The sequence below is a fragment of the Alkalihalobacillus phoenicis genome (genome assembly GCF_047302405.1).
Classification (GTDB): Bacteria; Bacillota; Bacilli; order Bacillales; family Bacillaceae_D; genus Alkalihalobacillus.
The window spans coordinates 1280192-1302524 of record NZ_CP154853.1 but is presented as its reverse complement, the minus strand read 5'-3'; the positions used below and the strand labels follow the sequence as shown (position 1 = coordinate 1302524).

The window sequence follows — 22333 nt, the reverse complement described above, 5'->3', positions numbered from 1 at the left end:
TAAGTTTTAAGGTTTTTTTAAGCCTGAAATATCATATCTGCGTGATTTGAATACGTTTTATCATTTTTTATACTTTTTAGACAAATTTTATTAAAAACAGATTGTAATGAGGAGAACATATTTTGAAAACAAAAAAGGACTATCCACTTAAGGTCATTTGACGACTTTAAGAGACAGTCCCATCTTTATAGAACAATATTACCCATAAATAAAACGGGCTCCAGCAATTCCAGGATTCGTCATTTCTTTCGGATCTAAGATTTCATTTAATTCTTCTTCCGATAAAATACCACGTTCTAAACAAATTTCACGTACAGAGCGACCCGTTTCAATCGCTTCTTTAGCGACTCGTGAAGCAACTTCATAACCAACATGAGGATTAATCGCAGTGATAATCCCGACACTATGCTCTACCATTTCACGGCAATGCTCGATATTAGCGGTTATGCCGTCAATGGCAAATTTACGGAAAACATCCATTCCGTTTTGAAGAATTGTGAATGACTGTAATAAGTTAAACACAAGAACTGGTTCCATCACATTTAATTCTAGCTGCCCTGCTTCGGAAGCAAGACTAATCGTATGGTCATTTCCGATAACTTGGAACGAAATTTGATTAATCACTTCACACATTACAGGATTCACTTTTCCAGGCATAATAGATGATCCAGGTTGTCGAGCTGGTAAGTTAATCTCATTTAATCCTGTTCTTGGACCAGAACTCATGAGACGTAAGTCGTTTGCTATTTTTGATAAGTTAATCGCCATAATTTTCAACGCACTTGATAGCTCTGTATAAGCATCTGTATTTTGAGTCGCATCCACTAAATCTTCTGCTGTCTTTAATGGAAATCCAGTAATTTCAGCAAGGTATTTAGAAACCTTCTCAATATACTCCGGTTTCGCATTTAAACCTGTTCCAACAGCAGTCGCTCCCATATTGATATCATACAAGTGGCCAACGGAACGCTCAATACGTTTTAAGTCACGTGTAAGGACTCGGCGATAAGCACCGAACTCTTGTCCAAGACGAATCGGAACGGCATCCTGTAAATGCGTTCTTCCCATTTTTAAAACATCGTCAAATTCTGCTTCTTTCTTTTTGATTGCTTCAATTAACTCGTTTAATGTTTGAATGAGCCCTTTTGATAAATTTAAACATGCAATATGAATCGCCGTTGGAAAAGCGTCATTTGTTGATTGAGCCATATTGACATGTGTATTAGGGCTAACTTTCATATACTCGCCCTTTTTTCCACCTAATTCTTCAATGGCACGGTTAGCAATCACTTCATTGGCGTTCATATTAAAAGAAGTTCCGGCTCCCCCTTGGATAGAATCAACGATAAAATGCTCGGAAAGCTTTCCTTCGATTACTTCTTCCGCTGCTAAAATGACTGCTCCTGCAATTTTTTTCTGCAAAACACCAACATCACGATTAGCCATCGCCGCTGCTTTTTTTACGTATCCGAAAGCTTTAATTAGTTCCTCATGTGGCGGGTATCCTGTGATAGGAAAATTATCACGAGCTCGCATCGTTTGGATTCCATAATAGGCATCCTTTGGAACTTCCTTTTCTCCAAGTAAATCTCGTTCAATTCGATATTCTGTCATTCGATTTCTTCTCCTTCATCAGGCTGAATTTCTTTCTATTTGATTTTGCTCGTATTATTTATAGATTGTCCCTTTACATTATACAGTATGTTCATTTAGAGGGGTTGGTGAAGAGATTTTGGCAAGCCAAGCTGCCCCGATCACTCCAGCATCATTCCCAAGTGTCGCAACTTCAATCTCAGCACTCTCTGCAACACGCGGAAGGGCAAAACGATTAAATTGTGTGGTTAACGGTGTTAATAAACCATTCCCAGCTTTAGAAACGCCACCACCGATCACGATTTTATGGGGATTAATCGAATTAGCTAAGTTTGCTATGACTAACCCTAAATGAAAGGAAACCTTCTCGACAATTTCATTCGCAAAAGAATCGCCAGCCTCAGCTGCTTCAAATACATCCTTTGCCGTTATTTCACCGTCACTTACTAAAATGGATTGCAATCTGCTTTCAGGACGTTGGACCAACCCGGTCTCAGCAAGCCTAGCAATTCCAGTCGCTGATGCGATAGTCTCAATGCAGCCCGTTTTCCCACAATTACAAGAGACCCCACCTTCAGCTATCGCGGTAATATGACCAATTTCTCCAGCCATTCCGTTCGCCCCGTGCACGATCTTACCGTTTGAAATGATTCCTCCTCCAACACCTGTTCCAAGTGTCACACAAAGTAAATCAGATGCACCATCTCCTGCACCTTTCCACATTTCACCTAAGGCCGCCACATTGGCATCATTATCAACCGTTACACGAAGACCTGTTTCTTTTTCCAATATTTCCTTTAGTGGGAAGTCATTCCATCCAATGTTAACCGCTTTATAAATAAACCCTGTTTCCATTTCAATAAAACCTGGAGCTCCTAATCCAATCGCGGATAACTTTTGTGAACTCTCCCCTAATTCATCAAGCTTAAGCCGGATCGCTGCGGCAATATCTTGCGGAATTTGGATCCCTTGCTCCTCAGTATTTGTTGGAATTTCCCATTTTGTAGTGATTTCCCCAGTTTCAGTAATAAAAGCCATTTTTATCGTTGTTCCCCCGATATCAATACCAACATACCACTTATTTGTCATCCTACTCCACCTTCTACAATTTCGTTTCTTTTGCTTGACTGAGCTCTTTTCTTAAAATGAGCAATGCCTGCTGAAATGTTTGTGTATCAATCATACCCCAATTATGTAGTTCATGCACTTCTTTCTCCATAAGTTGGAGGTCCATTTTGCGGTCGCGAGTATAAATAAAAATGCCAAACTTTTTTAAAAGCTGCAAGAGATCATAAAACGTTTTCATACTGCTCACCTCAAAGACATTATAACAGCCTAACCTTAGAACGGAAAGGATTCTACTAAAATTAGAATAATTAAAATACTGCAATAACTACTTTGAATTTATTTTAAAATATTTTAATGACCGCGATAATGAATAACCAGACACAAGGTAAGTAAACAGCATACGGAAATTGCCAAAATTTTTGCCTTAGCTGCCATTGAATAAATATCCCAATAAACAAAGCAATCGCGAAAACTAAACTTGCAAAAATCGTAAAGAACGCTCGAAAATCGAATATCCCCCATTCAAAACCCATAAAGAAGAAGAGGAAAAACAATAAATTTAATACAATCTTCTCCTGAACAAAAAAGAAACCGAAACTTGGGTGAAACCTCGTACAAGCTGCCCAAATAAACAGAAAAGTGAGCACACAAATGATAAATTCAATAAACCAAAACCCAATTAGAAAAGAAGGAAATAATAATCCAACAATCATTCCGATAAAACAAACAACAAGAAAAGCAAATGTAAATAAACCATAGAGGAATAAAGAAGGTGGATGTTTACCTGCTGCCAATAAGCCACCAATCGTCACCCCTAATATAAACACAAAGAAAAGGACTGAAAAGGCAATCATAAAAAGTTCCTCCCTTTTTCTACAATTCTTGTTCGAACGTTTAAGCTCATTTTCACCTGACAGACACATAAGAAAATTCTTCTTATGATATGATATGTATAGATAAGCAAAAAAGGACAAGAAAAGCGGAATCATTGAATTTAGGAGGAAGATTTTTATGAATGAAAAAGTTCAAGAAAAGATGGATTATGCATTGCGTGGTACGCCCCAAGTGAAATTGGAAGAGCGAAACCTCTTTTTAACAACGATAGCCGAACGAATTTTTTTCGCTTTAACATTAACCCAAGTACAAAGAAACGGATTATACAATGAAATTATTCAAACGATGGAAAAAGAAAAAGATTTGCAACTGTTTATAAACGGGCACCTCCCCTACTCTACTTATTCTAAATACGTCAAAATCGCCAATTCAAAAGGCATTCGTTTTACCATTACGACCCCCAATTATCCAACTCCATTCGGACTCGTTCTCGCTACCGAACGAAGAGCCATTGACTTAGAGCAAATTTTTATTGAAGATGAATGGTATGAACGCGACATGGAAGAGCACCGTAAATAAATGACGGTGCTTTTTTTTCACATCATCTTGGTCAAGCCCACTTTAGCGGCGTTACTCTCGCTTTTTTACACATCATCCTCGACCCAACCAAACTCTCTTAACGGAGGCCACTGAAAAAGTCCTGTTAGTTAAAGTTAGTTTGGATGTTTTGGATTACTCCGCCAGCTGCATACCCTACGCGTTCCGCGGGTGAACCGGGAGCCTCCTCGCGACTAATCGCTGCGGGGTCTCCCGTGTTTCACTTCTCCCGCAGGAGTCTCCGGGTATTCCGCTGGCTCCGTTTTGGATCATGAAAAAACAGTTTAAACCCATGAGCGATTATCTACTTGGAAATCTAATTTCTAAGAAAAAGCTGATGTTGAAACTTTTTCAGTGGCCTCTCTTAACGGCCGGCGTTGCTCCCTGTCTTTCTCATTCGTCCTAATTTACCTATCTGGATCATTCGGATGAATCGCTGTCGGCCGCCGATTTTTCAGTGGCATTGGGGCTCGTAAAATAACGTCTCGTAACGCACGAGCGTTAAAAGGGATAAAGGGCCAAAAATACGGCGTCTCAAACTTTTCAATTCGAACGAGCATGATGATCCATAATGTCGTTCCAAATAGAAATCCACCTAAACCAAAAAGAGCTGTTAACACTAAGAGAGCCACTCGAATGGAGCGATTCGCCAAACTTAGTTCATAACTTGGGGTTGCAAATGAACCGACGACCGCAACCGCTAAATATAAAACGACTTCAGGAGAAAATAACCCAACTTCAATCGCGACTTCGCCAATTAATAAGGCCGCAACGAGTCCTAATGCCGTCGCTAACGCATTAGGTGTATGAATCGAGGCCATCCTCAGCATTTCAATCCCAATTTCCGCCACCAAAAACTGAGCAAATAATGGAACAGTCCCACCTTCCTCAGCACCAACAAAAGACAAAGTCTCCGGTACAAATTGACTATTATCAGCGAGTAAAAACCATAAAGGCATTAAAAAAATCGAAGCCCAAACAGCAACAAATCGTACTAACCGAAGCCCTGCTCCAATAATAGGCTTTTGTCTATACTCTTCTGCATGTTGTAAATGGTGCCAAAAGGTGGTCGGTGCCACCATCGCACTTGGAGAACCATCGACGAGAATGACGACATGCCCTTCAAAGAGCTGAGTTGCTGCGACATCTGGCCTTTCCGTATAACGGACAAGTGGATACGGCTGATAATGATGGCCAAAGACAAATTCCTCAATCGTCTTATCGGCCATTGGCAACCCATCTGTATCAATTTTTTCTAAAGAATCTTTAATATCCTCAATCATTTCCTTATCAGCAATATCGCCTATATAACAGAGGGTAATATCGGTTTTCGAACGACGGCCGACTTGAACATACTCTACTCGAAAAGTCCGGTCTCTAATTCTCCTCCTAATAAGGGCAGCATTCATGACTAGCGTTTCAACAAATCCATCCTTTGAGCCACGAATAACCTGCTCGGTATCTGGCTCCTCAGGACCACGAACCGGATACTCTCTCGTATCAATAATAATAACTTCAGAAATACCTTCGACAAGCAAAGCGGTCGGACCAGCTAAGACTTGGTCAACCACATTATCTAGATCATTTTCCGTATCAATTTCAATATAAGGAATCCGACTTTGAATCAAGGCTTTTAACGGATCGAGCTTGACTTCTTTTTCAGTCGTTCTCGATAATTGCTCTTGAATTTCTGTTAAAGCCGTGTCTTTGGCAAATCCATCGACAACAAAAAAGGCCATGTGGCGATCCGCATGTTTCATCTCTAAGCAGATCATGTCCATACTTTCTTCAACACCAAGCTGTTTTTTTAAGTATTCCAAATTCTCCATATAACTCGTTGAAACTTTTCTCTTCACCACATTATTCCCTCCTCTTATTCACTTACAGGCTTCACGAGCCAGCGTTAAGGTATAATCCAAGACAAGCCAACATATAAATGTGGCAACACGCCATGAAATGGAGGACTCCATGAAACGTATTGCCACAATTCCTATCGTCCTTTTTCTCTCTCTTAGCATGAGCCTTTTTCTCCTATTTTATTTTCAAGATCCTAAACCAAAAGAAACGCTCACGTATTTTCCACCTGATCCAAATACAAGATACATTGAAATCAGAACAGAATTAGATTTATCCTCGGTTAAAAATGAAAAGGAATATGTATTAACATGGGAAACTCACTCAATGCTTGACCAAAAAAGCTATTTAAGACAAGATGTCTCGTTATTATTTGAGGATGGATTTTTGAAGGATGTTTTATCAACATGGAAAGAAAACACCGAAGCCATTTTGCAAACAAAAGAGGTAACTGGAGAAGAGAGCGGGCGATATCAAGCGATTACTTTCCACTATGCGGAACTTCATCAAGGGAATGATTCGATCAAAAGTGCTCAAGCTCTCAGTCACGATGAACTGTATGTGATTGATTCTCCCCTTAGTAAAATTTATGCCTTTAAAGAGCCACAAACATTAGAGGAGAAAGAAAGCAAACGAACAATCGATTATATCATTACACAAAAACAACATTATGACAGGCAAGAACTCCTAAAATACTTTAATCTTAACCCAGAAAATTATATAGCTATCCCGTTAACGGATCTCCCCCTTTATTTAGAGGAAGGGTTTCCTGGCATCCCCAAAGAAAAAACCACCGATTTTCTCGGCGGTTTGTGGGAAGGGTTATATAAAGAATACGTATTGAACATTCAAAAGCCTGATGGTACGGAAATCAAAACCACCCGTGATAACGGGTGGTTTGCTCTACGGCTGAAAGCCTTTGTTACTGACCAAACCCTAAAGGGCTACTGAACGGTTCGCCATGTGTACTCCTTTTACTGGCCAGACCTCAAAGGCCTACTTTTTGTATGATTTCTTCTTCTTTTTTAGTTCTTCACCTGTAAATGGGTCGACATATTCTAAAAGACTCAATTGTTCGGCCACTATATCATCTTGTATTTGATTTTTGATGTATTCTTGTATCACTTTCTTATTTCTCCCTACCGTATCTACATAGAAACCGGTACACCAAAATTTACGATTTCCATATCGATATTTTAGGTTGGCATGTCGATCAAAAATCATTAAACTGCTCTTCCCTTTCAAATAGCCCACAAATGAAGACACACTTATTTTAGGCGGAATACTAACCAACATATGTATATGGTCTACGCAGGCTGTTGCCTCTATAATCTCTACACCCTTTCGTTCACACAAGGTTCTTAAAATTTCACCTATATCTTTTTTTAGTCTCCCATAAATAGCTTGCCTCCTATATTTGGGTGCAAACACAATATGATACTTACAATTCCACTTTGTGTGTGCTAAACTGTTAGTGTCTTTTGACATGAAAACTCCTCCGTATGCTTGATATTCTGGTTGGCGAACCAAAATATATTTTAGCACCTCGGGGGAGTTTTTTTAATACCTCGCTCTAAGCTTTTTGGAACCCTAGGCCGAGCCTAGGGTTTTCATTTCCACAATAAGTGCGCTTGGAAGCACCGTTCCTCACCTCCTCTTTCCGAAAGAGGCAGGTGAAGTGTATATTACCTTTCGGACAAGGGAAGGGGACCCGATTTTACTTAAACAAAGAATAGACTAAGTTAACGCGTTTCAAGCTCTTTTAAACGTTCACTATACTGTTCCTCACGGTCTGGGTTCAGTTCAATCGCTTTTTGAATATACTCTAATGCCTTATCATAGTCTCCTTCAGCTTCAACAATTAAAGACAAATTAAAATAAGCAGGGTGTAAATTCGGATTTTTTTCTAGCGCTTGTTCAAAGAGCACTTTCGCTTCTGGTATCTCTTCATCCTTTATTTTTAAATAACCTAAATAAAAATAAATTTCGCCTACATCTGTTCCTCGTGCGTATGGTCTTTCTAAAAAGGTGTAGGCTTCTGCCAATTTTTCCTCTTCTATATACAAATAAGCGATTTGAGCCTCTAATAAATCAAATTCATCCTTTTGTAATAAAGCATCCGCAAAAAGAAATGGAACAAGGCTCATACTAAACAAAATGGCTACCGCTATTAGTTGTTTAACTGACTTCTTTTGTTTTGGAAGTTGAATAAAGTAGGCCGCGAGAAACCCACCTATTAAGCCACCTACATGAGCACTATTATCGACGACTGGAATAAGAAAACCAAAAGCCAGATTAATCACTAAGACGATTAAAACATTCGCACCCATCGTTTGAAAAAAGAGTTTCCGGTGATTTAATCCGAAATAGAGCAAAGCACCAAATAAGCCAAAAATTGCTCCAGAAGCACCTGCTCCGATCGATAAATTCATCCAAAAGCTGATAAGAGTCCCTAAAACCCCAGCGATGAAATAGATAAAAACAAACCGAAAAGAACCATAAATCCTCTCTACTAAAGTCCCTAGAAAATAAAGGGCTAGACTGTTCATTAGTAGATGCAAAAAGCCAATATGGATAAACATCGAGGTAATGATTCTCCACCATTCCCCGTCCAAAATAAGCGGACTATATTTAGCCCCCACCTCAACCAAAGTCAATATCGATTCACTATCACCATATAATTCAATTAAAATAAATATAAAGACGTTCATCACCAAAAGGGCGTAAGTAATAAATGGCTTCCCGAAAGAAAAAAGCTCCTTTTCCTCTTTTTTCTTTTTATCAGCATACAACTTTAACTCATATTTTAACGTGACTATTTTTGCATCCAATTGCATCGGTTCAAGCTCTACATCAACCGGAAGATTACTTAGTAAAAAGCCGCTCTGCAATAGTCGTTCAGATAGAATAGCTCCCTTCGTCTCTTCATCTTGAAAAATAAAACTAGTGTGAACGACTGTTTTTTTCTTTTTGCCAACATATAATGGCGAAGTTAAACTTGAATAATCATCAACTGGCGGAAGAACCGTGACATAAATATTTTCCGCTTGAACTTCCCTAAGCCGCCTTTCCCTCCGAATCAATTCCATTTTTTTGGCCGTTGCTATCATCTCTTCCTTGTAGCGATTAGCCCAGTCTAAATCTTTACGGACAATCCGAAAAATTCTTGTCGGTTTAACAGAATCATCTTCCAGCCATACTTCTTCCCCTTTATGAAATAAAAGCTGACAGTTCTTTCGAAAGACAAGGTCGTGGACAAGGCTCCAAAACCGGTAATCATGTCTTAAGGAATCCAATTGCATCACCCTTTCCATTTTGCTTTAAACCATAGTTCGAGTTCATTAAGGTGATGGATGTCCATAACCGCCTTATTTAGCTCTGTTATTGGTCTTTCTTTATCGTTATGATTAAAATAAATAGCTTGCCATCCAGCGTTCATTGCCCCCATCACATCATGTGACCATGAATCACCAACATGTACTTTGGACCCGTTAATAGGGGCAAGCTTTTTTTCACATTCATAAAAAATGTTCGGGTTTGGTTTGGCGATGCCTACTTCTTCCGATATAAACATATTCTCACGATTAAAATAGCTCCCCAGCCCCAATTTTTTAATTTTTTCATACTGTGTATCTGCTGGACCATTTGAGATCAGGCCAAGCATATATTCCTTTTTATTTAAAAAGTCCAAAAGAGAAAAAACACCATCAAAAGGACTCATTTTTTCATAAAAGCTCCTTAAATAATCTTGATGAAATTGTTCCGATTCTTCTATCGTTGGCACTCTATTAAAATGTGTCATCGTGTTAAAGTATCTTTTCTGTCTAAATATATGTATATCAAGTTGCCCCGACTCAAAGGCTGGCCAAAGCTTCTTATTTTCCTCTTGAAAACAACGAAACCATTGTGAAAAAGGAATAGACTCCTGTCCAGATTGTTTCAAAAAACTTGTCTCCATTGCCTGTTCAAACGTTAAGTTAAAGTCATACAAAGTCTGATCGAGATCAAATGTCACAAGGTCTTTTTTCAAAATCCACCACCCCTCTTTTATTATATCAGCACAACCAAAAAGGATAACAGTAATGTCCCTTGTGTGAGCGAATCATTTCTTCATTTAATTATCATTATGTATGCAACAAAAATAAATCCGCCCGAAGATGATCGGACGGACGAAACTCTTTTAAACAGGTTCTACTCTTTTAGAAGGCGTTGAAAAAATAGAACCAATCATTTGCTCCCTTACAAGCGGAATTTGCATCGCAAAACCAACAGCTACCCTTCTTAACCAGCGTCTTTTTAAAAGCATATTGATTAAGCGATAACGATATTTATAACCAAAATACAAGGCAATCATGCTTCCGACAAATGATAAAAATGTGCGCTCCATCATATCCCTCCTCGTAACGATAGCTTTTGATAAAAAAAAGATTTTATTCGTTATGAGTAGAAATCCCAATTCCTAAATAACCAAAAGCAATCGTCAGTATAGGAGATATAAAGAGGAAAATCGCATAAGGAAAGTACTCAACAACCGACACCCCAAGCACACTTGCAAAAAAGGCCCCACTTATTCCCCATGGAATTAATGGATTCACTAATGTTCCCGCATCTTCTAAAGTTCGCGCAAGATTTTTACGGTGTAACTTATGCTTTTCATATAAACCAGGAAACAATTTACCTGGAATAAGAACACTTAAATATTGCTCTCCTGTTAATGTGTTCACTGCAATGGAAGTTGATGCTGTAGCTGCTATAACGTCTCCTTGACGTTTCAACTTTGATATCATCATCTGTAACAACTTATCTAATAGACCAATCTTTTGAATGACTCCACCAAGGGCTAGAGCAATCATAACAAGGGAAATCGACCACATCATCGATTGCAGCCCACCACGATTAACGATTCCAGCGATGGTTTCATTCGCAATAGGTGCCGTATAACCAGACTGCAAAGTTTCCAACCAAACAGTTGGATTCATAATTCCTTGAACAAAAAGCGCAGTCAATATTCCTGTTATAACACCAACTATTAGAACAAAAATCGTCGGTTTCTTTTTCACCGCTAACAATACAACGATAAGTGGTGATAATAAAGTAAGCCAACTAATCTTAAACTCTTGCTGTAAACTTAACATTAGCGTATTTGTCGTTTCAATACTTGCAACAGCATCACCATTCCCAATCAAGAGATAAATCGAAACCGTAATGAGTAATGCCGGTATCATCGTCCAACATAAATGTTTAATATGCTCAAATAAATCAATTCCAGCAATTCCTGCCGCAAAATTAGTTGTATCAGATAATGGAGACATTTTATCACCAAAACAAGCTCCAGATATAACCGCACCTGCTACTAAAGCCGGATGAATGCCTAATGCTGTTCCAATCCCAAACATCGCCACCCCAATTGTACCAACCGTTGTAAAAGAACTTCCTGTAAAAGTAGACACAAGAATACAAATCATTAAAGCACTAATCGTAAACCATTGTGGCGAAATAACCTGAAGGCCGTAATAAATCAATGTCGGGACCGTACCACTCAACATCCAAACAGCAATGATCATTCCAACGATTGCTAAAATAAGCAACGGTTTTAAGCCTACTTTTATTCCATCAATCATACTTTCTTCAAGCTCAGACCAGCTATATTTATTTTTAAAGCCTAGTATTAAAAATAAAATCAAACTAATTAATAATGGCAAATGTGGCTCGACCTTTAAATAAAAGATACTATAAACCATAACGACTAACATTAAAACAACCATTAAGATCGATTCAAAAAATGAAGGATTTTTCTTTTTTTCTGTTTGTACCATCGCTGTTCTCTCCCTTTGTCCAACAAGCAACTTTTACACTTTCAAGCTTTTACGCTTTTATGCATTAAAGTAGATATAGTAATAAAAGATATACTACTCGATTTCTAAAAGCTCGTCAATTGATTCCTTAATTGTCACAATAATAAAAATAGGAATGAATGTTATAAAGTAAGAGGTAAAATGCCGCTCCATGGTCATCTAGCCAACCTCATGCAACAATAATTAAAGCCTATGTATTTTATTATAACGAGTAAAATACATAGGCTTTTTCTATTTAAGGGCTTTTAGGACAGCACCTACTATTAATATAAACAGTTAATCGCCAATATATTTACTATATAAGCTTTTGGCTCTTATCAAGTCTTCTGTTCCTTGAACTAATATTCGTCCATCTGGGAAAATAACAAGTCTTTCTCCCTCTATTAATTGAACTTGTAATAAAAAGGGAGTCTTTTTGACGGTTGCTGCTTTTTCAAGGCGTGTTGCCCAAACGGTTAAATCCATGTGCTGATTTCTGGCAATTTGCACGGTTTCTCTACCACATAAAGTTGTGACAGCATCTGTTGCTTGTGCTTCCAAAGCTGGAAATTCCCCATGTTGACAAACAGGACATGTTTCTTTTTTCTTCGTCATTTTCATTTCATAATCATAATTATTCCATAAATCAAACGTTTTTAACGTATTTCGCAGTTTGTCCTTTTGTCCAACTAAGTATTTCACTCCTTCGACAACTTGAAAGGAAGAAACGATATCAACAACTGGGCTAATAACCCCGATCGTATCACATGTTTGGCCATTGCCATCGCCCGGTTGAATAAAGCAGCGTAAGCAAGGCGTTTCTTTAGGTATAAATAACGCAGACATGCCTCGCGCACTTACCGCCCCTCCATATACAAATGGGATGCCTTTTTTAAAACAACTATCATTCAATAAAAAACGAGTCGAAAAATTGTCTGTACCATCAAACACTAAGTCAATAGACTCCATCATCTCTTCGATGTTCGTTACATTAACATCCGTTACGATTGCTTCAATCTCCACAGCAGAGTTCACTTTCTCTAATCGCTGTTTGGCCGCCACGGCTTTCGGTAAAGCTAAGTTCACATCTTCTTCATCAAATAGCATTTGGCGTTGTAAATTGCTTTTTTCGACATAATCACGATCAACAATCCGAACAAAACCAACTCCTGCTCGAACAAGATGATTCGCTAAAACCGTTCCTAATGCTCCAACGCCAACAATTAACACCCTTGCATTATTTAATTTTTCTTGTCCTTCTTCACCAATGCCTGGAAAAAGCATTTGCCTTGAATATCGTTCAAATTTATTTTCTGCCATGTACCTTCTCTCCTCTTTTTTCTCCTATCGTATAGTTTAGCTGAGCCACCCAAAAATCGCAAAAAAGAAGACCGGACCAGAAAATGTGCATAAAAAGTTGATCGTTTCGTTATTAAATCCATAAAACCCTTTATAATGTACCGTCTTTTGCTGACAGTGCTCGGTTTTTTCCGTTATCGTTTCACAATTTGGACAACGGTATTTTATTTGGATTAAAGCCCCAGCATACGTATCGACCAAATTACCAAAAAAACCAGCACAGATTAACAATAAAACAAGTCCAACAGAAAACGATACCTCATATCCCCATAACGATAGAGCGAATAACACAATGAATACACTTCCAACAACAGCTGCCATTGTCCCCAATAAACTCATCGCACCAGAAGTCCCTTGTTTCACTTTTTGAAAGGAAAGTACATCTATTGGTTTTTTTCGGCTTAGCCTCCCAATTTCAGAAGCCCACGTATCAGAAGTAGCGGCAGCCATAGAAACAATAAAAGTGAAAAGAAACATGTCTATTTCAAAAATTCCGTATAAAAGAGCAAGTACAGCGGCAACCCCACCATTGGCTAAAACTTGCCAACCGTCACGAGCTTTATCCTTCTTATCTACTTCATTTTCTTTATTTCTTTTGAATAACGAACTCCAAACAATGGAGCTAATAAAAAACGCCGCTAAAATGAGTAAACCATTTAAACCTAAACCCCAAGAAATCATAAAACCAACTATAACCGCACAAATCGCTCCTGATAAAGTCAATTTCTTCAACCAAAACGACATAATGGCTAACATAAGGACTCCGATAAATTGAACAATCATCGACTGATCACTTCATTTTCTGTCACAATTAGGTCCATTCGTTGATCATGTGTTTCCACAGGGATCTGCTCAAAAAGTTGGAAAGAAAAGGCTAGTGCGACTTTAGGAATATTAGTCTGAGCTAAAAAACGATCATAAAACCCACCACCATATCCTAATCTTTCTCCCCTTTTACTAAAAGCAACTCCAGGTACAAGAATAAAATCGATCTCGTTTATACCGATCTGATTCGTTTTCTCCACATTCGGCTCTTTCAGACTAAACTTTGTTTCTTCTAACTGCTCAAAGCTCGTTACTTCATAAAAAAATAACTCTTTTGTTAAAAAGTTCGCTCGTGGCAGAACCACTCTTTTGGACTCTCTCCAACATTCTTTTATTAGTTCTATTGTATCGACTTCAAAATGAATCGAAAATGACATCGCGACAACTTCAGCTTTTTTCCAGTAATCTATGTTTTGTAACCGTTTATGGATTTGCTTGGACCATTCTAGATATGTATCTTCCGTTAACTGCTGACGCTCTAATTTGACCTGATCTCTTAATTGTTTTTTCTTTGTCTCCATTTGAAAATCACACCCTTTTCCAAAGTAGAAGCAAGCTTTTTAACTAATGAAAAATGCCCCCAAGTTTTCAAAAAACGAGGGAGCATTGTTGGTACCTACCTATTTATTTTTCCTTAAGAGAAAAAATAAGCAGGTTGGAAACCAACTGCTTATTTTGTTTCACGGTGAAGCGTATGACGTTTTAATCTTGGGCTGTATTTTTTAAGCTCAATACGCTCAGGATTCGTACGTTTATTTTTTGTTGTAATATAGTTACGATCGCCTGTCTCAGTGCAAGCAAGAGTGACTTGTACACGCATCTGTTATCCCTCCAAACTATGCATACTTCATACCTTTCTATATTAGCAAACCTGATACAGACGATCAAGTATTTTTTCTTTACAGTTGCTTTTTAATATTCTTTTAGGTTAAATGAAAGAATTAGAATTGGATGACAGAGATTGCAAAATACGATGGTTATTTTCTAAACTAGTAAAATCTTCTTGAAAAATCGACCAAAGTTTCCCACTTTTTTTCCCATGACCATCCACCTTTACCGAACAAGAGAGTATACTTTCTTGCCCAAATGTATGAAAAGGAGAGAAGAGTAATTTCCCTTCTCTGTCTTTCCAAATTTCTTCTTTCTCCCCTGTTCCAAACATGATCACATCTTTTGGTTTTGGCTCATGTAAATTGGCACTAACCAACGTGTATTTGTCGTTTTGTGAGTGAATTAAAGCTTTTTTGGACGATGAATAATATGTCACACCGTCAAAAGCTGCTGGCCCATACGGTGCTTGATGGAATAATAATTGTAGCCGTTTTACATGATGCGAATGATTGATCACCTCAAAATAACGGATAAACACATTTCCATCGCAGCTGACCATATCATAAAATTTGAGTTCAATTCCCCATTTTTTATGAAAGGCTGAACTAATTATATAAGATTCCTCTTCGTAACAACCAGGATAAAGATGCCACTGTTTTTCAGTTAACCAAGAACTCTCTCCATTTAGCCAGACCCCTGTACAAATTTTCAGCTTAGTCCAACGCAAATACCTTGTTAAGTTTGGTTGTAGATGCTGATAACTTTTTTTCCAATATTGACTATTGTTTAATTTGTTTAATTTTCTCAACGTAGATCTGGGTGTTTTGTTTGGCCGTAACAGGTTCTGTCGCTTGGGAGTAAATAGTAAAAATTGGCTCATCCTGCGCGGGTACAATAAAGGTCCAACCTCCTTCTTGATGACTTACTTTTACACCATCAATTAAATCTAAATGATTTCCTTGGAATTGTTCCATTAGCTTTCTCATCACCATTCCCTTTTGCTCGGTATGGCATGTCACTTCTTCAAAATAGATCGATTCTTTTGGAAATGAACTTAAAACGGTATCCAAACTCGTATTTTGAACGGTTAAAACATTTAGCAAATTGGCAGCTGCGTAAATAGCATCATAGAAACAAAGCTGAACCGTATTTTCAGTTTCCATCATCGCAAGCGTTGAGCCTTTTGTTCTTACAAGTGTTGCTGATTCGTAGCTAGCCGCAATTTCTTCTAATGCACTTCCCGCATAAACAGGAATAGCTACTTGTTCTTTTTCACCTTTTTCTAATTCTAAATAAACATACAGAGATAAGTGGTCTTCATCACTTAAAATGGCACCATCGCTATTTAAAACCGATAAAGTTTGAAGACTTTCATCAAAAATTAAACCAATATCCGCCTTTTGTTCCACTACATAATCAGAAAATTCTGTTATAGATAATTGTGGCGCCGCCTTTACAACATGACAATTTAACGCTCTCCACAATATTTCTAACGAATTGGCCTCACCATCGCCTGAAACGACCACTTTCCATGAACGATTTTGAATCGACTTCACATCTAGGCTTGAGATTAACCTTTTGACATAATGTTGGTCAACCGCAATTTCACGTGCATAATTCCCGATCGAATCAAAAGATGTTAATTTAAAGGAGTCCATTCCAAGGTTTTGAACCATTTCTCTTTGATCATTTGTTGTAATGGGAAATCCTTTTTTTCCATAAAATTCAAGTTCAACTTTGTTTTGATTTTTTTGTTGTACTTTTATAAAGACTCCACCATCCCCTTGCTCATTTTCTAAACCTGAACGAAAGACAGGAATAACGGTTTTTCCTACATCACGAACATGATGGCCAATCGCTTGAATACTTTGTGCGACAGTCAACTTTAATAAGTTTGAAAAGGGATGCCCATCTGTAGCGATATGAATATTTTTGCCTTTAAGATAAAGACTTCCATAAGCAAGTCCAAGCTTCGATACGAAGTCAGGTGTCATTTCAACATTTGCCAATCCACTAACTCGGTGGCCTTTAAATAAAGATTGTGCGACACTTCCTTCATTCCAAATAAGCGATTTTGAAACGACACGCCCTGCTTGAACTTTTTTATTTGGCCAAATCTTCACTTCTGGCTGAAGTGTTGCCTGCTCTTGAATAACCGTCTGCGAACCAACAATCGAATCTTCAAAAGCTCTTACAGCAGGTCCGATTTGAACTTGTTCACAAATAGTGACGCCTCGTAATTCACTTGAATCGCCAACATAACTTCTTTCCCATAAGATCGAACGTTTTAGTGAAGCTCTATGGTCAATGATCGAGTCTTTTCCTATAATCGTATACGGGCCAATCTTGGCTCCTTGACGAATTCTCGTTCCTTCTCCAATCGAGACTGGACCAACAATTTCGGCCCCGTCTTCAATGACGACATGTCCTTCTACCCAAATATCCGTCCCAAATTCAGTCCCAGCAAGAGTGGCACGAACTTTCCCATCTAGTAGGTCAAAATGGGCTTGGCGATATTGATTAATATTGCCAATATCGGACCAATATCCGGTTGCTTCAAAGCCATAAAGACCTGCTTGATCAGCTAATACTTTTGGAAATACTTCCTTACTGAAGTCAACCATGCTATCTGCTTCAATATAAGTAAAAATTTTCGGATCCATTACATAAATACCGGTATTGACCGTATCACTAAAAACTTCACTCCAGCTTGGTTTTTCTAAAAAGCGAACAATTTCATTTTGTTCATTCGTCATAATAACACCAAATTCAGTCGGGTCCTCTACTTGTTTCATAAAGATAGTCACTAAACTATCGTTTTGTTCATGAAATTCGATCCCATCAATTAAATTTAAATCCGTTAAGGCATCACCACTAACGACCACAAATGGTTCATCCAAAAATTGTTCTGCTTGTTTTACACTCCCTGCGGTACCTAAAGGTGTCGTTTCTTCAAAATAGGTTAAATTAACTCCCAATGCAGAGCCATCCCCAAAATAATCTTTTATTACATCCGGTAAATACTGCACGGTTACAGCAATATCAGTAATCCCACAATCTCGTAACCATTCAATGCTATACTGCATCACAGGCTTCTGCAATAATGGGACCATTGGTTTTGGTCTTTTGCATGTTAACGGTCTTAATCTTGTTCCTTTTCCTCCTGCCATGATGACACCTTTCACACTACCGCCTCCTCTATTTATCTAAACCTTCACTTGATCAGGTAAACATTTATCCATTTCCAACAACGTTTGTTGGGCAATTTGATTCCAATCATATTTTGATTTCACATCTACTAAACCTTGTTCAGCGAGCTGTTCTCTTGCGATTGGATGGTTAAAGAGATACAGAACTTGATCAACTAGACTTTCGACATGACCTGGGATCATTTTCAAGCCATTTTTTCCATGATCAATAATATCAGCAAGTCCTCCTGTATCGGAAACAATCGTTGCTTTTCCTGCCGCCATCCCTTCTAAAGCCACAATCCCAAAAGGTTCATAAAGACTTGGGAATAGAACGACATCACTTCTTCTTAACCATGAGTTCCTATCTTCATCACTTATAAAGCCTAAGAAGAGTACATAGTGATCAAGTCCTTTCTCGTAAACGAGTTGGCGATATTGCTCAAGCATTGGTCCTTTCCCTGCGACAACAAATTTAAAATCGACTCCTTTTTCTCTCATATTCTCTGCCGCATAAATAATCGTTTCGAAACCTTTTTCTTTTACAACCCGACCAACTGAAAAAATCGTAAAACGATTGTCATCGTCTATTTTAAAGTCTTGATCGTGATGGACCGTTACTTGTTCAATATCAACCCCATTCGGAATGATCGCCATTTTTTCCTCAGGTAAAGAGAAAATCGATTTTAATTCCTCTTTCATATATGAACTACAAACAATAATTTGGTCCGCTTCATATGTTAATTCCCATTCTTTTTGGTTGATTTCAAACTGAAGGTCATTATGGATCCCATGATTTCGACCATGCTCTGTAGCGTGAATGGTAACAAGCAAAGGAATATTATAAGTAGTCTTTATCGCTTTAGCCGCCACACTTACTAACCAATCATGAGCATGTACGATGTCAAACTGGACCGTTCTAGTTATTTTTTCTAGACATTGAACCATCGCCATATTCAAGCTCCCAACCCAATCAAAAAATGACTCTGCTTTAGGTTGTAGCCCTTTAACGCGATAAACATGAATGCCTAAATTATTTTCATAAGTTGGATACCCTTCAACATAGGATGTAAGGACATGTACTTCATGACCGTCCTTCGTAAGAGCTCTAGATAAATCAAAGACATGTCTAGAAAGTCCACCTACCATCATCGGCGGGAATTCCCAACTTAACATAAGTATTTTCTTTTTATTTGAAGGGACTAAATTTGACGGCTTCAAAGAACGTGCATATCGATCATGTTCAGATAAAAAGACTTGTTCATCGACTTGTTCTAAAAATGGAAAGGCTTGCTCCATACTCGTTAAATACGCTTCTGTTAACTGATGGTTCAGTAAGGTCTCTTTAAGGTGATTAAAACGATTAAAATGATTTTTAAACCGTTCATAAGCATATTGGGCGGTGCTTTGACCATCGAATATAAATGCCCAGTCACTACTAACAGCAAGCATCCATTCACGAACCATTTGTTGCATAGCCCGACGTTGTTCAGAGGATGGATGATTAAATAAAGCAACGGTTGTCGTTAAATCTTGTTCCATTTGATGATAGTGCTTATATAAAAAGGTATTCGTTTCATTCATCCATACATCACCATAACCGTCCCTGCCCCAAGTAGAAAACGATACATGAGACGTCGTAAAGTCATAATAATGTCGATGCATGTATTCTTCTGGGGTAATAAAGGATACCGAATCAGCCCCTTTTTTTAACAAAGCTTCAATCCATTCTGGCCCTTCAAACCACCAATGCCCAAAGAGTTCCGCATCAAACGGAGCGACCATTAAATACGGTGGATAACTTTGATCACCATGTGCCTCAACTTCTTGATGAATCGAATGAATGTAATCATCCGCATGAGCTTGTATTTTACCGATTGCCCATTCACGTACATAAGTCTCTTTATGTTCTGAGTTAGCCGTAATTCTTCTATACTTTAAACCTGTATCGATACGAATGCCTTCTGAATGGACAAATGGCTGAATATAATCCCAGTCACGTTCATAAGCAATATCACGATAAAATTCACGGTAATCAACATCACCTGGATACCCTAAAGTCGAACTCCACACCTTACTTGATAACGTTGTATGACGAGGAAAAAGGATTAATCCATGTGGTGTATAAATCGGCGCTCCACTTCCCTTTTCTGGATGAGGGTCCGCGCTTAAAATCGCGTGTTCATCGGCAAAAGCATAGCGAATCCCTTCCTCTACTAAAATTCGGTCTATTCCTGGTGCAAAAGCACATTCAGGCAACCAAAACCCTAAAGGCTTTTCGCCAAAATGCGATTCAAAACAACGAATGCCTTCAACGATTTGTGAGCGTATCGCATTTTTGGTTTGTACATAAGGTAAAAAGGCATGTGTTGCTGCTGAAGTCATAAGCGTAACAAGCTTTTGATCCTTTAATTCCTTATAAGCATTCAGAATATTGAAATTATAATTTTTATATGTTTCCTTAATACGTTGGAATCGTTCTTGATAAAACTTGATCACTCTTCTCTCATCAGGGTTATCCTGTTCGACAAGTTCTTTCAAAATTAATTGCTCCGTTAAATCTAAATGGGCTAAATACCTTTTTTGCATACGCTCATCAGCTAGCATTTCCATTAAAGGAGGTGTGAAGGAAATAGTAAGTGCTTCTTTCACTTGTGCCGACTTCAAAGACCAGATGAGTGGAATATACGTCTCCGTCATTGCCTCAAAAAGCCAACGCTCTTCTAATCTCTCCTCTTCCTCATGCCTTACATATGGGAGATGAGCATGGAGAACGAGAGAAAAATACCCTTCTTTCATTTTCTTCAGCTCCTATTTAATTGATTCGTAAAAAGAATATGTGCTAAAGTGCTCGAGCCATTCTGGGTCTTTGGCTTGTCCAGTTTTCCAATTATAGACCGCTTCAGAATATCGTCCTCGTTCACTTTTTTTAATTCTGGACGTGTCCATGGCATTCGAACGAATTAGACTAAAAAAGTTTCCTTCATCTGTCTCCACACCAAAGTCCGCCAGATACGTTCTATTCGGTTCAAGTTCACTAATATACCAATTATTTGTCATTTCAGGGAGGGTAATCGTATAAAATCGATGAGCATGGTGCCCATCAAAATGCATCGCTGTTATATCATAGATCTTCAGTTGCTTTTTTAAAGAAGACCACGGCTTTCTAAATTGATGCTCGACCATTTGTTGAGTGGATAATTGAACGTCCCAAAAAGCATGTAAAATAAATGGATTTTTTGGAAGTAAGACAAGTGAATCCTTGTCATAAGTTGATGGTGGCTCAACGTAAGTAATCATAGGTGGTTCACCATAATAATCAGGTGACTTGTCTTGGAGTGATTGGCTTTCTTCCTTTGCATGTAGGTCATTATTCTGACCAACTGTTGTTTCCACTTGATGTTGCAACAACACTTGCTCCTTATACTTGTGATAACGATATTGGACTTTTCCAACTGTCGTTCCCAGTTCATGGGCAATTTTTCGAAATGAATACCCTTTCTCTCTTAATTCAGCGATTTTCTCGATCAGTCTAACCACCTCCAAAAATAATTTCGTGTTGCGATTTCTTATATTCATTTATACTCGTTCGAATATTCAAAATCATTTTATTCATATCTTAATCATACATTCGAAAAAATAGGCAAACAAGCACTGAACTTTGTCGTTTTTTGTCAACCCCAGTAAACAAATGGTTTCAAACCCTCAAAAAAAATGTTTCGACATTTTTATTTAGCAATTGTTGTCGAAACAAAAGGGCTATTTACCTGTGAAAAGGGCATAATTATGTAGGAATTTGTTTGTTTTTTTCATTTTTTATAAAAGTAAACGCTCTCATAAAAATTCTTATAAAAATGGTTTCATTCAATGTTAAAATAGATTAGACTTAAAAACTCTTTTAAAAACGTAAGCGTTCAGCCGATATAATAAAAAGATTATGTTTTACACAATGAAAGGTTGATTTATTTATGGAATGGGCTTTTTTAGGATTACTTACTTTTTCAATACTCATTTTCAGCTTATCTTTTTTTCGTCAAGATCGAACAAAAGCATTAGCAAAAGAAGTCGATGATTTGACCATCGCCTACAAAAAAGAAATATTTATCGTCAACAAAAGACTGAAAACATTAGAAGAAGAACACCACAGCTTAATTCAACAACGCAAAAAAGGAACCGCCCGTGAGCAACTTATTGACGATGTTCTTGCCTTAAAATCAAAAGGACATACCGAAGAAGAAATCGCCAAAGAAATGAAATTAACCGAAAATGAAGTTATCAGCATCTTACAAACGAAATATCAAAAACCAACTCATTAAAAAAGCATGGTCGCCTAACTCTAGGCACCATGCT

At 38.0% G+C, this 22333-nt stretch carries 21 protein-coding genes; 3 read left to right on the top strand and 18 right to left on the bottom strand.

What is annotated here, in order from left to right; translation table 11 throughout:
* Window positions 1–198 precede the first annotated feature (198 nt).
* The 4 genes from aspA to AA0017_RS06120 all read right to left on the bottom strand — a co-directional run bounded on the left by aspA (window position 199) and on the right by AA0017_RS06120 (window position 3515).
* Complete coding sequence (aspA, locus tag AA0017_RS06135; RefSeq protein ID WP_413380190.1) at window positions 199–1614, bottom strand: aspartate ammonia-lyase; 1416 nt, start codon at window positions 1612–1614, stop codon at window positions 199–201.
* 78 nt (window positions 1615–1692) lie between these two features.
* Window positions 1693–2682 carry an ROK family glucokinase gene (locus AA0017_RS06130; RefSeq protein WP_413380189.1) on the bottom strand — a complete coding sequence of 330 codons (990 nt, stop codon included), beginning with the start codon at window positions 2680–2682 and terminating at the stop codon, window positions 1693–1695.
* Window positions 2683–2695: 13 nt separating this feature from the next.
* On the bottom strand, window positions 2696–2899 hold the full coding sequence (locus tag AA0017_RS06125; protein WP_413380188.1) for a YqgQ family protein: 204 nt from the start codon (window positions 2897–2899) through the stop codon (window positions 2696–2698).
* Between the two features lie 103 nt (window positions 2900–3002).
* Entirely contained in the window at window positions 3003–3515 is a 513-nt protein-coding gene (locus AA0017_RS06120; RefSeq protein WP_413380187.1) for a hypothetical protein, read from the bottom strand.
* 157 nt (window positions 3516–3672) lie between these two features.
* On the opposite strand from AA0017_RS06120, the gene AA0017_RS06115 reads away from it, so the two are divergent.
* Window positions 3673–4074 (top strand): YueI family protein, encoded by a 402-nt coding sequence (locus AA0017_RS06115; RefSeq protein ID WP_413380186.1) that lies wholly within the window; start codon window positions 3673–3675, stop codon window positions 4072–4074.
* Between the two features lie 425 nt (window positions 4075–4499).
* Here the strand turns inward: AA0017_RS06115 and AA0017_RS06110 are convergent, their stop codons facing one another.
* Window positions 4500–5921 (bottom strand): spore germination protein, encoded by a 1422-nt coding sequence (locus AA0017_RS06110; RefSeq protein ID WP_413382430.1) that lies wholly within the window; start codon window positions 5919–5921, stop codon window positions 4500–4502.
* A 139-nt stretch (window positions 5922–6060) separates the two neighbouring features.
* Here AA0017_RS06110 and AA0017_RS06105 point away from each other — a divergent pair, with 139 nt between their 5' ends.
* Window positions 6061–6897, top strand: a complete 837-nt coding sequence (locus AA0017_RS06105) for a hypothetical protein (protein WP_413380185.1) — start codon at window positions 6061–6063, stop codon at window positions 6895–6897.
* Window positions 6898–6942: 45 nt separating this feature from the next.
* Here the strand turns inward: AA0017_RS06105 and tnpA are convergent, their stop codons facing one another.
* The 13 genes from tnpA to AA0017_RS06040 form a co-directional block, all read right to left on the bottom strand.
* Window positions 6943–7434: an IS200/IS605 family transposase gene (gene tnpA / locus AA0017_RS06100; protein WP_413374543.1), complete on the bottom strand. Its 492-nt coding sequence runs from the start codon at window positions 7432–7434 to the stop codon at window positions 6943–6945.
* Window positions 7435–7688: 254 nt separating this feature from the next.
* Window positions 7689–9242, bottom strand: coding sequence for a rhomboid family intramembrane serine protease (locus AA0017_RS06095; RefSeq protein ID WP_413380184.1), 1554 nt, complete (start codon window positions 9240–9242; stop codon window positions 7689–7691).
* A gap of 5 nt (window positions 9243–9247) precedes the next feature.
* Window positions 9248–9976: an HAD family hydrolase gene (locus tag AA0017_RS06090; protein ID WP_413380183.1), complete on the bottom strand. Its 729-nt coding sequence runs from the start codon at window positions 9974–9976 to the stop codon at window positions 9248–9250.
* Between the two features lie 150 nt (window positions 9977–10126).
* Entirely contained in the window at window positions 10127–10333 is a 207-nt protein-coding gene (locus AA0017_RS06085) for a sodium:proton antiporter (protein WP_413380182.1), read from the bottom strand.
* A 43-nt stretch (window positions 10334–10376) separates the two neighbouring features.
* Complete coding sequence (nhaC, locus tag AA0017_RS06080; RefSeq protein ID WP_413380181.1) at window positions 10377–11762, bottom strand: Na+/H+ antiporter NhaC; 1386 nt, start codon at window positions 11760–11762, stop codon at window positions 10377–10379.
* 315 nt (window positions 11763–12077) lie between these two features.
* Window positions 12078–13100 (bottom strand): ThiF family adenylyltransferase, encoded by a 1023-nt coding sequence (locus AA0017_RS06075; RefSeq protein WP_413380180.1) that lies wholly within the window; start codon window positions 13098–13100, stop codon window positions 12078–12080.
* A gap of 36 nt (window positions 13101–13136) precedes the next feature.
* Window positions 13137–13922: a DUF92 domain-containing protein gene (locus AA0017_RS06070; RefSeq protein WP_413380179.1), complete on the bottom strand. Its 786-nt coding sequence runs from the start codon at window positions 13920–13922 to the stop codon at window positions 13137–13139.
* Window positions 13919–14485 carry a 5-formyltetrahydrofolate cyclo-ligase gene (locus AA0017_RS06065; RefSeq protein WP_413380178.1) on the bottom strand — a complete coding sequence of 189 codons (567 nt, stop codon included), beginning with the start codon at window positions 14483–14485 and terminating at the stop codon, window positions 13919–13921. Before AA0017_RS06065 ends, AA0017_RS06070 begins: the two co-directional genes overlap by 4 nt.
* Window positions 14486–14634: 149 nt before the next feature.
* On the bottom strand, window positions 14635–14784 hold the full coding sequence (gene rpmG, locus AA0017_RS06060; protein WP_003323811.1) for a 50S ribosomal protein L33: 150 nt from the start codon (window positions 14782–14784) through the stop codon (window positions 14635–14637).
* A 108-nt stretch (window positions 14785–14892) separates the two neighbouring features.
* Window positions 14893–15603 (bottom strand): hypothetical protein, encoded by a 711-nt coding sequence (locus AA0017_RS06055; RefSeq protein ID WP_413380177.1) that lies wholly within the window; start codon window positions 15601–15603, stop codon window positions 14893–14895.
* The gene (locus AA0017_RS06050; protein WP_413380176.1) at window positions 15575–17980 is read right to left on the bottom strand and encodes a sugar phosphate nucleotidyltransferase; all 2406 of its coding nucleotides are present in this window, start codon (window positions 17978–17980) and stop codon (window positions 15575–15577) included. Before AA0017_RS06050 ends, AA0017_RS06055 begins: the two co-directional genes overlap by 29 nt.
* A 21-nt stretch (window positions 17981–18001) precedes the next feature.
* Complete coding sequence (locus AA0017_RS06045) at window positions 18002–20782, bottom strand: 1,4-alpha-glucan branching protein domain-containing protein (protein WP_413380175.1); 2781 nt, start codon at window positions 20780–20782, stop codon at window positions 18002–18004.
* 12 nt (window positions 20783–20794) lie between these two features.
* A complete protein-coding gene (locus AA0017_RS06040; RefSeq protein WP_413380174.1) occupies window positions 20795–21562 on the bottom strand; it encodes a DUF4912 domain-containing protein in 768 nt (255 codons plus the stop codon).
* A 389-nt stretch (window positions 21563–21951) separates the two neighbouring features.
* Between AA0017_RS06040 and AA0017_RS06035 the strand changes: the two genes are divergently transcribed.
* Window positions 21952–22299 (top strand): hypothetical protein, encoded by a 348-nt coding sequence (locus AA0017_RS06035; RefSeq protein ID WP_413380173.1) that lies wholly within the window; start codon window positions 21952–21954, stop codon window positions 22297–22299.
* Window positions 22300–22333: the final 34 nt, after the last annotated feature.

Bases quoted from the DNA above. Each gene is read 5' to 3' on its own strand.
- aspA (WP_413380190.1), bottom strand. From the start codon at position 1,614: ATGACAGAATATCGAATTGAACGAGATTTACTTGGAGAAAAGGAAGTT.
- AA0017_RS06130 (WP_413380189.1), bottom strand. From the start codon at position 2,682: ATGACAAATAAGTGGTATGTTGGTATTGATATCGGGGGAACAACGATA.
- AA0017_RS06125 (WP_413380188.1), bottom strand. From the start codon at position 2,899: ATGAAAACGTTTTATGATCTCTTGCAGCTTTTAAAAAAGTTTGGCATT.
- AA0017_RS06120 (WP_413380187.1), bottom strand. From the start codon at position 3,515: ATGATTGCCTTTTCAGTCCTTTTCTTTGTGTTTATATTAGGGGTGACG.
- AA0017_RS06115 (WP_413380186.1), top strand. From the start codon at position 3,673: ATGAATGAAAAAGTTCAAGAAAAGATGGATTATGCATTGCGTGGTACG.
- AA0017_RS06110 (WP_413382430.1), bottom strand. From the start codon at position 5,921: ATGGAGAATTTGGAATACTTAAAAAAACAGCTTGGTGTTGAAGAAAGT.
- AA0017_RS06105 (WP_413380185.1), top strand. From the start codon at position 6,061: ATGAAACGTATTGCCACAATTCCTATCGTCCTTTTTCTCTCTCTTAGC.
- tnpA (WP_413374543.1), bottom strand. From the start codon at position 7,434: ATGTCAAAAGACACTAACAGTTTAGCACACACAAAGTGGAATTGTAAG.
- AA0017_RS06085 (WP_413380182.1), bottom strand. From the start codon at position 10,333: ATGGAGCGCACATTTTTATCATTTGTCGGAAGCATGATTGCCTTGTAT.
- nhaC (WP_413380181.1), bottom strand. From the start codon at position 11,762: ATGGTACAAACAGAAAAAAAGAAAAATCCTTCATTTTTTGAATCGATC.
- AA0017_RS06075 (WP_413380180.1), bottom strand. From the start codon at position 13,100: ATGGCAGAAAATAAATTTGAACGATATTCAAGGCAAATGCTTTTTCCA.
- AA0017_RS06070 (WP_413380179.1), bottom strand. From the start codon at position 13,922: ATGATTGTTCAATTTATCGGAGTCCTTATGTTAGCCATTATGTCGTTT.
- AA0017_RS06065 (WP_413380178.1), bottom strand. From the start codon at position 14,485: ATGGAGACAAAGAAAAAACAATTAAGAGATCAGGTCAAATTAGAGCGT.
- rpmG (WP_003323811.1), bottom strand. From the start codon at position 14,784: ATGCGTGTACAAGTCACTCTTGCTTGCACTGAGACAGGCGATCGTAAC.
- AA0017_RS06045 (WP_413380175.1), bottom strand. From the start codon at position 20,782: ATGAAAGAAGGGTATTTTTCTCTCGTTCTCCATGCTCATCTCCCATAT.
- AA0017_RS06040 (WP_413380174.1), bottom strand. From the start codon at position 21,562: ATGAATATAAGAAATCGCAACACGAAATTATTTTTGGAGGTGGTTAGA.
- AA0017_RS06035 (WP_413380173.1), top strand. From the start codon at position 21,952: ATGGAATGGGCTTTTTTAGGATTACTTACTTTTTCAATACTCATTTTC.